The sequence below is a fragment of the Specibacter sp. AOP5-B1-6 genome, from assembly GCF_052376555.1.
GTDB lineage: Bacteria > Actinomycetota > Actinomycetes > Actinomycetales > Micrococcaceae > Specibacter.
Genome location: NZ_JBQSVT010000012.1, coordinates 12,982 through 28,812, shown reverse-complemented (window position 1 = coordinate 28,812; position 15,831 = coordinate 12,982). Strand labels below are relative to the sequence as shown.

Below are 15,831 nucleotides of genomic sequence, written 5' to 3'. Positions count from 1 at the left end.
CCATGACTGAGAACCACACAGCCCTTTACGGCGAGCACGAGAAGGCCGGTGCCTCATTCACCGACTTTGGTGGCTGGCAGATGCCGTTGAAGTATTCCTCCGAGCTGGCCGAACACCACGCCGTCCGCAAGGCCGCAGGCCTCTTTGACCTCTCCCACATGGGCGAAGTCTGGGTGAGCGGACCGGACGCGGCAGCCTTCCTTGACTACGCACTGGCCGGAAAGTTGTCAGCTGTTGCCGTGGGCAAGGCAAAGTATTCGCTGATCTGCAACGCCGGGGGCGGCATCATCGACGACCTCATCTCCTACCGCCTCGGGGATGAGAAGTTCCTCGTGGTCCCCAACGCCGGCAACGCCGCCACGGTGGCCGCGCTCCTGGCCGAACGCGCAGCAGCTTTCGACGTCGTCGTCGAGGATGTCTCCGGCGAGACCTCGCTGATTGCCGTGCAGGGACCCAACGCCGAAGCAATCCTGCTGACCCTTGTGCCTGCCGAGCAGCACCCACTGGTCACCGGGATGAAGTACTACGCCGCCGCTGAGGTGCCCATCGCCGTCAACGGCACCGCCCGGGAGCTGTTGCTGGCACGCACCGGCTACACCGGCGAGGACGGCTTTGAAATTTACCTGCCTAATGCCGACGCCGCCGCGCTGTGGCAGTCGCTGTTGGCCAACGGCCAGGACCAGGGCCTTGTTCCGGCGGGACTGGCTTCCCGCGACTCCCTGCGCCTGGAGGCAGGCATGCCGTTGTACGGCAACGAGCTTTCCGTCTCCGGCCACGCCTACTCGGCAGGCCTTGGCCCGGTGGTTTCGCTGGCCAAGGAAAGCGACTTCATCGGCAAGGCTGCGCTGGCTGCCATCAAGGAATCGGGCGACGGCGTCACCTCCGGGCGCAAGCTTGTCGGCTTGAAGGGTGTGGGACGCCGGGCGGCCCGCGGCCACTACCCGGTCCTGAAGGACGGCGCCACCATTGGCGAGGTCACCTCCGGCCAGCCCAGCCCCAGCCTCGGCTACCCGGTCGCCCTGGCCTACATCGACGTCGAACATGCCGCAGTGGGCACCCTGCTGGACGTTGACCTCCGTGGCAAGGCCGAGCCCTTCGAAGTTGTTGCACTGCCGTTTTACAAGCGCCAAAAGTAATTTCCCTCACCTGTAGAGAACTTCCCTTAGACAAGGATCAAGATGAGCAAGATAGCAGCAGAACTGCAGTATTCCGTCGAACATGAGTGGATTGCCCGCGACGGCGCGGGCCCCGCCACCATCGGCGTCTCCGCCGTCGCCACCGACGCACTGGGCGACATTGTGTACGTGGACCTGCCCGAGGTTGGCGCCACCATCACCGCCGGCGAACCGTGCGGCGAGATCGAATCAACGAAGTCGGTCTCCGATCTGTTCTCCCCGGTCACCGGCGAGGTCACCGAGGTCAACACGGCTGTTGTCGATGACCCGGCCCTGGTCAACACTGACCCGTACGGTGCCGGCTGGCTGTTCAAGGTGGCTGTGGACTCCGAAGGCCCGCTGCTCAGCGCCGAAGAATACGCAGCAGCCAACGGCGGCGAGCTGTGAACCGCGCCTCAGCCGGGGCGGGCTACGTTCAGGTGACCGCTTCGAGCCTGGACGCGCCGCTGTCGGAGCTGGACCCGGACATTGCCGTGGCGATCGACGCCGAGCTGGCCCGCCAGCGCGGCGGGCTGGAAATGATCGCCTCGGAAAACCACACCGCGGCGGCCGTCATGGCCGCCCAGGGCTCCGTGCTGACGAACAAGTACGCCGAGGGCTACCCGGGGCGCCGCTACTACGGCGGCTGCGAGCACGTCGACGTCGTCGAGCAGCTGGCCATCGACAGGGTCAAGGCCTTGTTCGGGGCCGGCTTCGCCAACGTCCAGCCGCACTCCGGCGCCCAAGCCAACGCCTCTGTCATGCACGCGTTGATCAAGCCCGGCGACACCATCATGGGGCTGAACCTGGCCCACGGCGGGCACCTGACCCACGGCATGAAGATCAACTTCTCCGGCCGCCTGTACAACGTCGTCCCCTACCAGGTCCGTGAAGACACACACCAGGTGGACATGGCCGAGGTTGAGCGCCTGGCCCTGGAACACAAACCGGCGTTGATTGTTGCCGGCTGGTCGGCCTATGCCCGCCAGCTCGACTTCGCCGAATTCCGCCGCATCGCCGATTTGGTGGGCGCCTACCTCATGGTGGACATGGCGCATTTTGCCGGCCTCGTGGCCGCGGGCCTGCACCCCTCACCGGTGCCGCACGCCCATGTCACCACGTCCACCACGCACAAGACCCTGGCCGGACCGCGCGGCGGCATCATCTTGAGCAACGACGCCGACATCGCCAAGAAGATCAACTCGGCCGTGTTCCCGGGCCAGCAGGGCGGTCCGCTCGAGCATGTCATTGCCGGCAAGGCCGTGGCGTTCAAGATCGCCGCCTCGGAGGAGTTCAAGGAACGCCAGGAGCGGGTGCTGGCCGGTGCCCGGATTCTCGCCGAACGCCTCAACCAGGCCGACGTCACCGCCAAGGGCATCTCCGTGATTTCCGGCGGCACCGACGTGCACCTGGTGCTGGTTGACCTGCGCAACTGCGGGCTCAACGGCCAGGAAGCCGAAGACCGGCTGGCCGCGATTGACATCACCGTCAACCGCAACGCCGTGCCGTTTGACCCCCGTCCGCCAATGGTCACCTCCGGCCTGCGCATCGGCACGCCGGCCCTGGCCACCCGCGGATTCGACAGGGAGGCCTTCGCCGAGGTCGCCGACATCATCGCCGAGGCGCTCATCGCCGACGCCGGTGCCGACCTGACAGGACTGCACGGACGGGTTGCGGCGTTGGCTGCCGCGCACCCGCTGTACCCATCGGTGGCAGACTTGTCATAACGGAACAGTTGAACCCTGCGGCGGCTTCCTTGGAAGGGCGCCGCCGCAAGGGGGACCGGTTGGGCCTGCACCGTCACGGTGCGCCCAGCCCTCCGGCGGGATGCACGCCGGAGCGGTACACAGCCTGAGTGAGGTAATCACATGTCTGTTGGTGTTTTTGATTTATTTTCAGTGGGCATTGGCCCGTCGAGCTCCCATACGGTTGGCCCCATGCGGGCCGCCGCAGCGTTCGCGCGGGAACTGGCCGACCAGCACGTCCTGGACCGCACGGCCTCCGTGCGCGTGGACCTCTACGGCTCCCTGGCAGCCACCGGACGCGGCCACGGCACCATGACAGCCCTGCTGCTGGGGTTGGAAGGCCGCGAACCGGAACTGATCCTGCCGGCCGAAGTGGAAGCCCGGCTCTCCGCCTTCGACGCCGGGGAGCCGCTGCTGCTGGCAGGCACCGTTGAATTGGCTTATGGCGCCGGGGACATCATCCTGCATCCGTTGACGATCCTGCCCCGGCACACGAACGGTGTGAAATTCAGTGTCGCCGATGCGGCCGGAACGGTGCTGCACGAGGCCACCTACTTCTCCGTGGGCGGCGGCTTCATCATTCGCGAAGGCGCCGTGGCAGAGGCTGTGGCCGAGTTGGAATCATCCAAGGCCCTGCTGCCCTACCCCTTCCGCACCGCGGCAGAACTGCTGGACCATTGCGCCACCGCCGGCGGCAACTTCAGCGACGTCATGCTCGCCAACGAACTCGTGGAGCGCAGCGAGGACGAGGTTCGCAGCGGCCTGCTGCACATCCGCGACGTCATGGAAGAGTGCAAGGACGCCTCCCTGGCCCGCGAGGGCCTGCTGCCCGGCGGGCTAAAGGTCCGGCGCCGCGCACCCGCCTGGCACCACCGCCTGCGGGCGGAGGACCCGGACCGGGACCCGAAATTCTGGCAGGAATGGGTAAACCTGGTGGCCCTGGCCGTCAACGAGGAAAATGCCTCCGGCGGCCGCGTGGTCACAGCCCCCACCAACGGCGCCGCCGGCATCATCCCGGCCGTCATGTTTTACGCCACCCACTACACCGACGGCATGCGGAACGCACCGAAATCGGCGATTGACGCCGTCGTGGTTAAATTCCTGCTCGCCGCCGGTGCCGTGGGCGTGCTGTACAAGGAGCAAGCCTCGATTTCCGGCGCCGAGGTGGGCTGCCAGGGCGAGGTGGGTTCGGCGTCGTCCATGGCCGCTGCCGGGCTGGCCGAAGTCATGGGCGGCACTCCCGAGCAGGTTGAAAATGCGGCCGAGATCGCCATGGAACACAACCTCGGGCTGACCTGCGACCCCATTGGCGGGCTCGTGCAAATCCCCTGCATCGAGCGCAACGCCATCGCCGCAGCCAAGGCCATCAACGCCGCGAAAATGGCGCTCTGGGGCGACGGCCAGCACCGGGTCTCCCTGGACGAGGTCATCGTCACCATGCGTGAAACAGGACGAGACATGTCCTCCAAGTACAAGGAAACTGCGATGGGCGGGCTCGCCGTCAACGTGGTCGAATGCTAGGGCAAACATCAACCGCCGGTGCCGTGGAAGCGGGCCGGTCAGAAGGAGCATTGCTGTGACGTTGGCACCTGAAGGACGCAAGTTGTTGCGGGTTGAGCAGCGCAATGCGGCTGTTCCGGTTGAGCGCAAGCCGGAGTGGATGAAGGCCAAGGTTGAGATGGGCCCGGAATTCATTGCGATGAAGAACCTGGTCAAGAGCGAGGGCCTGCACACGGTGTGTGAAGAGGCCGGCTGCCCGAACATTTTTGAGTGCTGGGAAGACCGCGAGGCGACGTTCCTCATTGGCGGGTCCGAGTGCACCCGCCGCTGTGACTTCTGCCAGATTGACACGGGCAAGCCGTCGCCGATCGACATGTTTGAGCCCACGAAGGTGGCCCGTTCGGTGGTGAAGATGAACCTGCGCTATGCCACTGTGACCGGGGTGGCCCGGGACGACCTCGCCGATGAGGGTGTCTGGCTGTACGCCGAGACGGTCCGAAAGATCCATGAGTTGAACCCGAACACCGGCGTGGAGCTGTTGATCCCTGATTTTTCCGGCCGGCCCGAGCACATCACGGCGATCTGTGAGTCGAAGCCGGAGGTGTTTGCGCACAATGTGGAGACGGTGCCGCGGATTTTCAAGCGCATCCGTCCCGCGTTCCGCTATGAACGGTCCCTGGATGTCATCACCCAGGGCCGGGACCAGGGCATGGTGACGAAGTCGAACCTTATTCTGGGCATGGGCGAGACGCGCGAGGAAATTTCCCAGGCGTTGCAGGATTTGCACGACGCCGGGACCGACCTGATCACGATCACCCAGTACCTGCGCCCCTCCGAACGCCACCTGCCCGTGGACCGTTGGGTCAAGCCACAGGAATTCCTTGACCTGAACCAGGAAGCCGAGGAGATCGGCTTCCTCGGTGTCATGTCGGGGCCGTTGGTGCGGTCCTCCTACCGTGCCGGGCGGCTCTGGGCCACAGCCATGCGCAAAAAAGGCCGCGACATCCCCGCACACCTCGCCCACATCGCCGACGGCATCGAGGACTCCGGCCACACCCGCCAGGAAGCCGCCTCCCTCATCGCCGCCCGGTAAAAGCAGCGCAGCGGTAGTGCCCGCCCGTCGGCAGCATGGCTGCTGACACGGGCGCGCCCGCAGATACCGGCGCGCCCTTGCTGCTTGGATCTCGCAGCGTGTGGAGTGTGCAGGCCGGGCGGCCCACACACTCCACAGTTGCCAACCGGAAGCTACGGCAGCATCCAGCCCAGGATGGGGGTGGACTGGAGGTAGGAGAGCGTGCAAAGCACCAGCAGCAGGGCCACGCTCCACCCAACCACCTTGCGCAGGATGACCGATTCCTTGCCTTCCAAGCCCACCGCCGTGGCGGCGATGGCGAGGTTTTGCGGGCTGATCAGCTTCCCGACGACGCCGCCGGAGGTGTTTGCTGCCACGAGAAGGTTCGGGTCGATCCCGGCCTGCAGGCCGGCGGTCTGCTGCAATTTGGCGAACAGCGCGTTGGCGGATGTGTCGGATCCGGTGACGGCGGTGCCGATCCAGCCGAGGACCGGTGAAAGGAACGCAAAGAACGTCCCGGTGCCGGCCAGCCAGGTGCCGATTGAGATGGTCTGCCCGGAAAAGTTCATGACATACGCCAGCGCGAGGACGGTAATGATGGTTGTTCCGGCCCAACGCATGCGGTAGATGGTGCGCCCGATTTCCAGCACAGCGTTGCTGACGGTGATTTGGTAGCGGCCGCCCTCGGTGTACTTCGAGTACACGAAGGCAACGATCAAGCCAGTGATCAGCAGCAGTGTGCCTGGCGTGGAGAGCCACTGGAAGGAGTAGATGGTCGAGGACAGCGGCTGGCCTGCTGCATCCACCAGTGAATCGTGCAGGACCGGCCACGGAATTTTGATGTCGGTGGAGGCGAGGAATGCGGGCACGTCCACGCCCAGTTTCCACAGCTTCGCGATGCCGAAGACGACGATCACAAGGAAGTAGGGGAACAGGGCGAACCAGGTGCGCGCCGGGGTCAAGCGGTCCGCAGCAGTATCGGCGGTGACAACCGCGGTTGTCGTGTTGGAGCCGCCGCCTGCGGAGGCTGACTTCTCTGTGGCTGAGCCGGCGGCCACGCTGAGCCGTTCGCGTGCAGCGACGCTGCCCTTGGGTGTCCAGAATCGGAAGAAGACCACGGCAGCACCGAGTCCGGCGAGTGAGGCAACGATGTCGGTGAGCTCGTAGGAGAAGTAGTTGGAGCACAGGAACTGCGTGATTGCGAAGGCAAAGCCGATGACGAGCGCGGCCGGCCAGCAGTCCTTGAGGCCCTTGCGGCCATCGAGGATGAACAGCAGAATCAGCGGCACGAAGGTGGCCAGCAGCGGAGCTTGGCGCCCAACGATTGAGGCAATGTCCGTTGCCTGCAGCCCGGTGAGGCCGGCGGCGGTGGTGATCGGGATGGCCATGGCGCCGAAGGCGACCGGAGCAGTATTGGCAACCAGCACGGCGGCCGCGGCACGCAGCGGGGGCAGTCCGAGCGCGAGGAGCATGGTTGCGGTGATCGCCACTGGCGCCCCGAACCCTGCAAGGGCTTCCAGCAGTCCGCCGAAGCAGAAGGCGACCAGAACCGCCTGCAGGCGCACGTCGCCCTTGCCGATCACGTCAAAGACGCGGCGAAGGTCCTCGAACCGTCCGCTGAGAACCGTGACCTGATATAGCCAGACTGCCATGATGACGATCCACAGCACGGGGAAGGCGCCAAAAACCCCGCCCTGGGTTGCGGACAGCAGGGCCAGGCCGGTGGGCATTTTAAAGGCGACGATGCCGACGACAAGGGCCACCAGGAGCGCGAAGCCGCCGGCGACGTGGGCCCGGGTTTTGACGACCGCGAGCAGTATGAAAAAGGTCAGCAGCGGCAGCAGGGCGACGATGGCCGACCAGGCGACGCTGTTGAGCACCGGATCGGTGCTGGGGGTGAATAGGTCCACGGAGTTCCTCCACAGTGAGGGGTGACAGAAATTTGTGGTCAGACCTCTATGGTCGGACCACCATAGTGTAGCGCACATTTTCCAGGTAATGTGAGCCCGTTCACGTCAAAGCGCTGCTTGCCGGTGGCGCCGCAGGTTGAGTTGCCGTGCCTGGCGCAGGTCGAGGCGGGCCAAGGCACTTGATGGCTCCGTTCGGGTAGGATTCGAGCCATGTTCCGCCTGTTGATTGAAATGGGCGGAGGGGCGTGATCTAATATGGTCAGACCACACAGTCGGGTTCAACGGAAGACTGCCATGACAATTGTTTTGTTCCCCGCCTGCCCGACCAGGAGCGACGTGTTGGAGAATGCCTTATGAGCCATGACGAACTTCGACCGGTCTATTTCCTCTCGGACAGCACCGGCATCACGGCGGAAACCCTGGGCAATACGTTGCTGACACAGTTTCCGGCGCACAATTTTGACCGTCACACGATTCCGTTCATCACCACAGTGGAGCAGGCACAGTCTGTCGTGAACATCATCGACGGACGCGCTGCAAGCGGTGTGCAGCCGCTCGTCTTTTCGACGGCGGTCAGCAGCGATGTCCGCCAGACACTGGCAACGTGCCGGGGGATCGTCGTGGACTTGATCGGGGCGCATGTCGGTCAGTTGGAGCAGGCCCTCGGCACGCAGGCGAGCGGGGAGCCCGGGCGGGCGCACGGTCTGGGCAACGCCGCCCGGTACCAGTCCCGGATGACCGCCGTCGAATATGCCATGGAGCACGACGACGGTGCCAGCCTGCGCGCACTTGAAAAGGCCCAGGTCATCCTGGTGGCCCCGTCCCGGTGCGGTAAAACGCCCACCACCATGTACTTGGCACTGCAGCACGGCATCTTTGCGGCCAACTTTCCGTTGGTGGATGAGGACTTCGAACGCGAGGGACTCCCCAAATCGCTGCAGCCCTTTGTGTCCAAGTGTTTCGGCCTGACCACGAATGCGCTGCGCCTGAGCCAAATCCGGACGGAACGCCGCCGCGGTTCGCCGTACGCGTCGCTGCGCCAGTGCGGCTTCGAGCTGCGCAGCGCGGAGCGGCTGTACGAGTCATACAGGATTCCCTACATTAATTCGGCTGCCGTCTCCGTCGAGGAAATGGCGGCGACCATATTGCAAAAAATGGACCTCAAACGGTAAAGGGAGAGTTTCACAAACCCGTTCGGGGCATGCCATTTGCACCGAAATTTGCGGGCCCGCCACTGAATGCGGGGCTGCACCGATCGATCGACTTTAGCCGCTTGCGGGGCGTTGCCCCGCAAGCCACCCACTACAAAGGAGTAGTAGAAATGACGACAGACATCCTGTGGTTCGCCGAAATTGAACTCAAGGACCTGGACCAGGTGGGAGGAAAGAACGCCTCCCTCGGGGAGATGGTGCAAAAGCTGACTTCTGCCGGCGTCCAGGTGCCGGACGGCTTCGCCACGACGGCGGACGCGTACCGGCGATTTCTGGCCGATTCGGGCCTGGACCAGCGGATCGTCGACAGGCTGACAGGCTTGGACACCGATGACGTCACGGCACTGGCTGCCGCAGGCCAGGAGGTCCGGCGCCTGATCCGCGAAACGCCGTTCCTGCCGGACTTTGAAGATCAGGTCCGGGATTTCTTCCGGCAGCTGGTGGAAAAGCACACAGGCGCCGAGGAGCTGTCCTGGGCCGTGCGGTCCAGCGCGACCGCGGAAGACCTTCCGGACGCCTCATTCGCCGGACAGCAGGAAACGTTCCTGAACGTCCGCGGGATCGAGAACATCCTGATCGCCATCAAGGACGTGTTTGCGTCCCTCTACAACGACCGGGCCATCGCCTACCGGGTCCACCACAATTTTGAGCACGCCGAGGTGGCGCTCTCGGCCGGCATCCAGCGCATGGTCCGCTCCGACGTCGGTGCTTCCGGTGTCATGTTCACCATGGACACCGAGTCGGGCTTCCAGGACGCCGTGTTTGTCACCTCCTCCTACGGCCTCGGCGAGGCCGTAGTCCAGGGCGCCGTCAACCCGGACGAGTTCTACGTCTACAAACCCGCACTCGAGGCAGGCCGCCCCGCCATCCTCAAACGCGGGCTGGGGGAGAAGGCCCTCCAAATGACCTACACCGCCAGCCGTGAAATCGGCCGGACCATCGACTTCGTCCCGGTGGAACAGTCATTGCGTGACCGCTTCAGTCTCAGCGACGACGACGTCGAGCAGCTCGCCCGGCACGCCGTCGCCATTGAGAAGCACTACGGCCGGCCCATGGACATCGAATGGGGCAAGGACGGGACCGACGGCGGCTTGTACATCCTGCAGGCCCGCCCGGAAACTGTTCAGTCCCGCCGGGCCCCCGGCACGCAGACCCGTTTCCGGCTCAAAGAGTCGGGGCCGGTGCTGGCCGAAGGACGGGCCATCGGCCAGCGCATCGGGGCCGGAAGTGTCCGCATCCTCACCGCCATCGACCAGATGGCCGCCTTTCAAACCGGTGATGTCCTTGTCGCCGACATGACGGATCCGGACTGGGAGCCAATCATGAAGCGCGCCTCAGCCATCGTCACCAACCGGGGCGGCCGGACCTGCCATGCGGCGATCATCGCGCGGGAACTGGGGATCCCCGCCGTCGTTGGTACGGGGGATGCCACTGAGGCCCTGTCCGACGGCGTCGACGTCACGGTCTCCTGCGCCGAGGGCGAGACCGGCGTCATCTACGCGGGTTTGCTGGACTTCCACGTCAAGGAAACCTCGATCGACGAGCTGCCCGAGGCTCCGGTTCGGATCATGATGAATGTCGGCACCCCGGAACAGGCGTTTACCTTCGCCCAGCTGCCGAACCACGGTGTGGGCCTTGCCCGGCTGGAGTTCATCATCAACCGCCAGATCGGCATCCACCCCAAGGCCCTGCTGAACCTGGACAGCCAGCCGGCGGACGTGGCTGCGGAAATCCGGAAGCGCATTGCCGCCTACGACAGCCCCCGCGATTACTACATCAAGCGCCTGGCCGAGGGGGTGTCCACGCTTGCCGCCGCGTTCGCGCCGGAGCCGGTGATTGTGCGCATGTCCGACTTCAAGTCCAACGAGTACGCCAACTTGATCGGCGGCCCCGCCTACGAACCGCATGAAGAGAACCCGATGCTCGGCTTCCGCGGCGCCTCACGCTACCTGGAACCAACGTTCCGCGACTGTTTCGACCTCGAATGCGAGGCCTTGTCCTTCGTTCGGAACGAGATGGGCTTGCGCAACGTCAAGCTCATGATCCCGTTTGTCCGGACCCTGGACGAGGCTCGTGGCGTCATTGAGCTGCTGGCGGAAAACGGCCTGCGCCGGGGCGAGAACGGGCTCGAGGTCATCATGATGTGCGAGATCCCCTCCAACGCGCTGCTTGCCAACGAGTTCCTTGACCACTTCGATGGATTCTCCATCGGTTCCAACGACATGACCCAGCTGGCACTGGGCCTGGACCGGGACTCTGCCATTGTCGCGGGCGGGTTCGATGAGCGTGACGACGCCGTCAAGAAGCTCCTGAGCATGGCGATCAAGGCCTGCAAGGAACGCGGAAAATACGTTGGAATCTGCGGCCAGGGCCCCAGCGACCACCCTGACTTCGCGGAGTGGCTGGTCCGGGAAGGCATAGACTCCGTGTCCCTGAACCCCGACACCGTGGTGGACACCTGGCTCCGGCTGGCCGGCACCACTGCGGGCTAGACACCCACAGGGCCAGGCAGCATGAGGCCGCCTGCTCGATTCACGGAGTGGACGACGGTGGCTTCAACTGCCTTCCGCGGCCGATGCCTCGCACGGCCGGCCGCGGGGGCATCGGTCTTGGTTGCGCGGTCAGCTGCCTGTTTCGGTGAAGAACCATTCGATGTGCTCTCGCAGCAGCCGCCCGGCCAGCTCGCCGTCCCGGGCCGTGACGGCGTCGAGGATGTCGTGGTGCTGTGCCCGCAGTGTTTTCTCGACGGGACGCCACTGCTCGTCCGTGGTGACGGAGTTGCGCACGTAGTCCATGATGGAGAGCCGCAGCGACTCCATCATGGCGGATACGACGGCATTGCCGCCCATGGTGCTGAGCAGGACATGAAACTGCGAGTCAAGGTCGTGGAATGACTCGCGGTCAAGGTCGGGGTCGTCCATCAGGGACAGCAGTTCCTTGGCCCGAGCCAGGGCTGGTTCGTCGATGGGCAACTCGGTCGCAGCCTTCGACGCGGCCCAGGTCTCCATGAGGATGCGGGCCTCCACAATGTCGACGACGGGCAGGTGGCGGCTCGCCACGTGCAGGCGCAATGTCGAGGACAGCCCTGCCGCCGGGTTGGAGATCAGCACCGCACCGGAGGTGGGCCCCGAACCGGTTGCTGTGCGCACGAGTCCCATGACCTCCAGTACTCGGATGGCGTCCCGCACCGAGGCTCGAGAGATCCCATGTTGCTCGGAGAGCATGCGTTCCCCAGGGAGCCGGTCGCCGATGTTCAGCCGCCCGGTCCGCAGTTCTGCCTCGATGCTCGCCAAGACCGCCTCATAGGCGCGCGGGCCCGCAGCCTTTCTCGTTTTTTCAATCACGATCCCATCCTGCCACGGGCCCACGTCCTTCTCGGCATCACGTCCAGGGCGTCATCGAGCCGAGCGCAGGCGTGGGCGGGAAGCGGACGAGCTTGGCCGGTCCCGGCGGCATGCCGTGTCTGCGATGATCACGAACTGACCCAACACGATTTGGCCGGAGCGTTTCATGACGTGGGCGGCGTGAGCAGGACGGCCCTCGCTGCCCACCATGATCCGAGCGGGTAGGTTTAACTTGAATTTCAAAATTTGCGTTGTCCAACTCACTGTTTGTGAATTTTTCACTAGACTTTGAGTCCGGGGACGAGTATGGCCAGACCACATCGTTGTGTTTATTGCCGAAGGATAATCCCATGAAAATTGCGCTTTTCGCCACTTGCATAGTTGATGCCATGTATCCGCGGACGGCGCGTGCGACTGTGGCGCTTTTGGAGCGGTTGGGGCACGAGGTCGTGTTCCCGCCTGGCCAGGCGTGCTGTGGTCAGATGCATGTGAATTCGGGCTATTTCAAGGAGGCCCGCACTGTGGTGGCCAATCATGTGGAGGCTTTCGACACTGATGACTACGACGTCGCGGTGGCGCCGTCGGCTTCCTGTGTCGCCAGCGTAAAGCACCAGCATGAGCTGGTGGCCCGCCGGTGTGGGGATGCGGCGCTGGAGGCCCGGGCCGCGGTGGTTGGTGCCAAGACCTATGAGCTGTCACAGCTGCTGACGGACGTCCTTGGCGTCACAGACGCCGCAGGGCAGCTTGGCTCGTATTTCCCGCACAAGGTCACATATCACCCGAGCTGTCATGGCATGCGGCTGTTGCGGTTGGAAGACCGTCAACTGAACCTGCTTAAAAGTGTGGGTGGCATCGAGATGGTGGAGCTGCCGGAAGCGGATCAATGCTGCGGTTTTGGCGGCACGTTTTCGATGAAGAACGCTGATGTCTCGTCCGCGATGATGGATGACAAGGCAACGAATATTTGCGGTACCGGAGCGGAGTTGTGCTCCGGTGGTGATGCGAGCTGCTTGATGCATATTGGTGGTGGTTTGTCGCGGCAGGGCAGCCCGGTGGGGACGCTGCACTTCGCGGAGATCCTGGCGAGCACGCTGGAGAATCCGGTGACGGTGGACGGGGATGTTCAATTGGCGGGGAGCAAACGATGAGCAACAACACTTTTCTGGGCATGCCGACGCTGCCTGTGTTTGGTCAGGGCAACCTCCATGCCAGCGAACCGTTCCCGCAGGCCGCGCACCGGGAGCTGGGCAATGAGCAGCTTCGTGCGAATTTGGGCCATGCCACGCATACGATCCGGGACAAACGTCTGAAGGTTGTGGCGGAGTTGCCGGATTGGGAGGACATGCGGGACGCCGGGGCTGCGATCAAGGACGCGACGATGGCGAATCTGCCGGCCTTGTTGGAACAGTTTGAGGCGAACTTTACCGCTCGTGGCGGTGTCATCCACTGGGCCCGGGATGCCCAGGAAGCCAATGAGATTGTCACGGCGCTGATCCGGGAGACCGGTGAGACCGAGGTGGTCAAGGTCAAGTCCATGGCCACCCAGGAAATTGGACTCAACGAGTATCTCGAAGAGCAGGGCATTGCCGCTTACGAGACGGATTTGGCTGAGCTCATTGTGCAGCTTGACCATGACAAGCCCAGCCATATCCTGGTCCCGGCGATTCATAAGAACCGCAGCCAGGTCAGGGAAATTTTCCTGCGTGAAATGCCGGTGGTGGACCCGCACCTTACCGACGATCCGGCGCGCCTGGCCGAGGCTGCCAGGACGCATTTGCGAAAGAAGTTCCTGACCGCCAAGGTCGCTGTTTCCGGGGCGAACTTTGGCCTGGCCGATACCGGGACGTTGACGGTGGTGGAGTCCGAGGGCAACGGACGCATGTGCCTGACCTTGCCGGAGACCCTCATCACCGTGATGGGCATTGAAAAGTTGCTGCCGTCCTGGCGTGATCTCGAGGTGTTCATGCAGCTGCTGCCGCGTTCCTCCACGGGGGAGCGGATGAACCCGTACACGTCGCTGTGGACGGGAGTCACTGACGGGGACGGCCCGCAAAACGTGCATCTGGTCCTGCTGGACAACGGCCGGACGGCTGCGTTGGCTGATGAGATGGGCCGCACGGCGCTGAACTGCATCCGCTGCTCGGCGTGCATGAACGTGTGTCCCGTCTACGAGCGCACCGGCGGCCACGCGTACGGCTCGACGTATCCGGGCCCCATCGGTGCCATCTTGTCCCCGTTGATGACCGGGATCAAGAGCGAGGAAAACAACTCCCTGCCCTACGCTTCGTCCTTGTGCGGGGCTTGTTTTGACGCGTGTCCGGTGAAGATCAACATTCCCGAGATCCTGGTGCACTTGCGCGGGGAGGACGTGGACTCCAAACGCGCGAAGGTCAAGGTCCCCACCCAGATGGATCTGATGATGAAGGGCGCCGAGTGGGCGTTCTCGAAGGGTTCGCACCTGAGCCTGCTGGAAAAGGGCCTGCCCCTGGGCAAGCTCGCTGCCGGCCGGGACAAGGTCATTAAAAAGCTTCCCGGCCTTGCCGGCGGCTGGACGCAAAGCAGGGACATCCCCGCCCCGCCCTCCCAGTCGTTCCGCGACTGGTGGGCCAAGGAGCACCAACCAGCCACCACCGACGGAGACACGGAAAATATGGGAAACAGCAGTGACGGAGAGCAGGCATGAGCGCGCGCGAGGACATCATGAACCGCATCGCCTCGGCCCTGCGCGACAGCCCGGAAACTCCTGTAGTGCCCCGGGCATACCGCCGCAGTTCCGGCATGACGGACGCGCAGCGGCTGCAGCAGCTCGTCGACAGGCTGGTCGACTACAAGGCGAACGTGTTCCTCACACCCGCCGACGATGCTCCCGCCCAGCTTGCGACGCTTCTGGCCGGCTCCGCTTCGATCGTGGTCCCGCACGGGCTTCCCGAGCAGTGGCTGTCGGAACTGACCACCACCGGGAAGCACCAGGCCGGGACTGGCGCAGGAGCGAACGACGCCGGGATGCCGGTTGTGCATGTTGACGGACCCGGGCACCGCCTCAGTGTTGCCGAACTGGACGCGGTTGATGCCGTGGTCACCGGCGCCGCAACGGCCGTGTCCGAGACCGGCACCATCATGCTCGACGGCAGCGACGACCAGGGCCGGCGGATCATTTCCCTCGTCCCCGACAGGCACATCTGCCTGCTGCACGCCACCGACATCGTGGAGGTCCTGCCGGAAGCCATTGCGCGCCTGGAAGCAACCCGGCCGCAGACGTGGATCAGCGGGCCCAGCGCAACCAGCGACATCGAACTCGAACGCGTCGAGGGCGTCCACGGCCCACGCACCCTGGACGTCATCATCCTGACGTAAAAGCAGGAGGGCTCCTGTCGGTGCGCTGTTCCGCAGTGCTATGCTGGGTGTTCGAATCTTTGTACTAGGCGGTGATGACGTGTTTGGTGTGGATCCGGCAGCCCGCAAGCAGCCCAACGGGCCAACCGGGTTCGCCTCGCCCGCACGCGACTACTTCGACGGCGGGATCGACCTGAACCGCCACCTGATCCGCGACCGCACCAGTACCTTCGTCATGCGCGTGTCCGGCGAGTCCATGGCCGGTGCGGGCATTGCCGACGGCGACGAAATCATCGTCGACCGGGCGCTTGCTCCGCGTAACGGCTCCGTCGTGGTCGCCGTCGTCGAAGGTGAGCTCCTGATCCGCCGCCTTGTGAAGCACGACGGCGTGAGCTCCCTGTCTACCCAACCCGCCAATGTCCCTTCCCCGGCTTCGGTCGAGGTGGTTGCCTTGAGCGGTGAGGTCTCGGTGTGGGGCGTCGTCACCCGGTGCCTGCACCATGTTTAACAGCATTCTTTCCCGCGCCCGGGAATTTCGCTGCGGGAGTTCACCGTGCCGGGT

The 15,831-nt window shown here is 64.3% G+C and carries 13 protein-coding genes; 11 read left to right on the top strand and 2 right to left on the bottom strand.

Annotated features, from left to right (window positions below; all coding sequences use genetic code 11):
• The first annotated feature begins 2 nt into the window (after positions 1–2).
• The 5 genes from gcvT (at position 3) to lipA (ending at position 5,492) form a co-directional block, all read left to right on the top strand.
• Positions 3–1,136: a glycine cleavage system aminomethyltransferase GcvT gene (gene gcvT / locus ACT3TS_RS08105; RefSeq protein WP_444531000.1), complete on the top strand. Its 1,134-nt coding sequence runs from the start codon at positions 3–5 to the stop codon at positions 1,134–1,136.
• A 42-nt stretch (positions 1,137–1,178) separates the two neighbouring features.
• On the top strand, positions 1,179–1,562 hold the full coding sequence (gene gcvH, locus ACT3TS_RS08100; RefSeq protein ID WP_444530999.1) for a glycine cleavage system protein GcvH: 384 nt from the start codon (positions 1,179–1,181) through the stop codon (positions 1,560–1,562).
• Complete coding sequence (glyA, locus tag ACT3TS_RS08095) at positions 1,559–2,881, top strand: serine hydroxymethyltransferase (protein WP_444530998.1); 1,323 nt, start codon at positions 1,559–1,561, stop codon at positions 2,879–2,881. Before gcvH ends, glyA begins: the two co-directional genes overlap by 4 nt.
• 141 nt (positions 2,882–3,022) lie before the next feature.
• Positions 3,023–4,420 carry an L-serine ammonia-lyase gene (locus tag ACT3TS_RS08090; protein ID WP_444530997.1) on the top strand — a complete coding sequence of 466 codons (1,398 nt, stop codon included), beginning with the start codon at positions 3,023–3,025 and terminating at the stop codon, positions 4,418–4,420.
• 55 nt (positions 4,421–4,475) lie between these two features.
• On the top strand, positions 4,476–5,492 hold the full coding sequence (lipA, locus tag ACT3TS_RS08085; protein ID WP_444530996.1) for a lipoyl synthase: 1,017 nt from the start codon (positions 4,476–4,478) through the stop codon (positions 5,490–5,492).
• A gap of 152 nt (positions 5,493–5,644) precedes the next feature.
• On the opposite strand, the gene ACT3TS_RS08080 is transcribed toward lipA, so the two are convergent.
• A complete protein-coding gene (locus tag ACT3TS_RS08080; protein ID WP_444530995.1) occupies positions 5,645–7,381 on the bottom strand; it encodes an L-lactate permease in 1,737 nt (578 codons plus the stop codon).
• Positions 7,382–7,734: 353 nt separating this feature from the next.
• On the opposite strand from ACT3TS_RS08080, the gene ACT3TS_RS08075 reads away from it, so the two are divergent.
• Positions 7,735–8,553: a pyruvate, water dikinase regulatory protein gene (locus ACT3TS_RS08075; RefSeq protein ID WP_444530994.1), complete on the top strand. Its 819-nt coding sequence runs from the start codon at positions 7,735–7,737 to the stop codon at positions 8,551–8,553.
• Positions 8,554–8,702: 149 nt separating this feature from the next.
• Entirely contained in the window at positions 8,703–11,084 is a 2,382-nt protein-coding gene (gene ppsA / locus ACT3TS_RS08070; RefSeq protein WP_444530993.1) for a phosphoenolpyruvate synthase, read from the top strand.
• 129 nt (positions 11,085–11,213) lie between these two features.
• Here the strand turns inward: ppsA and ACT3TS_RS08065 are convergent, their stop codons facing one another.
• Positions 11,214–11,936 (bottom strand): FadR/GntR family transcriptional regulator, encoded by a 723-nt coding sequence (locus ACT3TS_RS08065; RefSeq protein WP_444530992.1) that lies wholly within the window; start codon positions 11,934–11,936, stop codon positions 11,214–11,216.
• Positions 11,937–12,286: 350 nt separating this feature from the next.
• Here ACT3TS_RS08065 and ACT3TS_RS08060 point away from each other — a divergent pair, with 350 nt between their 5' ends.
• From ACT3TS_RS08060 to ACT3TS_RS08045, 4 genes are all read left to right on the top strand, one after another.
• Positions 12,287–13,084, top strand: a complete 798-nt coding sequence (locus tag ACT3TS_RS08060; RefSeq protein WP_444530991.1) for a (Fe-S)-binding protein — start codon at positions 12,287–12,289, stop codon at positions 13,082–13,084.
• Positions 13,081–14,619, top strand: a complete 1,539-nt coding sequence (locus tag ACT3TS_RS08055) for a LutB/LldF family L-lactate oxidation iron-sulfur protein (RefSeq protein WP_444530990.1) — start codon at positions 13,081–13,083, stop codon at positions 14,617–14,619. Before ACT3TS_RS08060 ends, ACT3TS_RS08055 begins: the two co-directional genes overlap by 4 nt.
• Positions 14,616–15,290: a LutC/YkgG family protein gene (locus ACT3TS_RS08050; RefSeq protein ID WP_444530989.1), complete on the top strand. Its 675-nt coding sequence runs from the start codon at positions 14,616–14,618 to the stop codon at positions 15,288–15,290. Before ACT3TS_RS08055 ends, ACT3TS_RS08050 begins: the two co-directional genes overlap by 4 nt.
• Before the next feature lie 79 nt (positions 15,291–15,369).
• On the top strand, positions 15,370–15,777 hold the full coding sequence (locus ACT3TS_RS08045; protein WP_444530988.1) for a LexA family protein: 408 nt from the start codon (positions 15,370–15,372) through the stop codon (positions 15,775–15,777).
• Positions 15,778–15,831 lie beyond the last annotated feature (54 nt).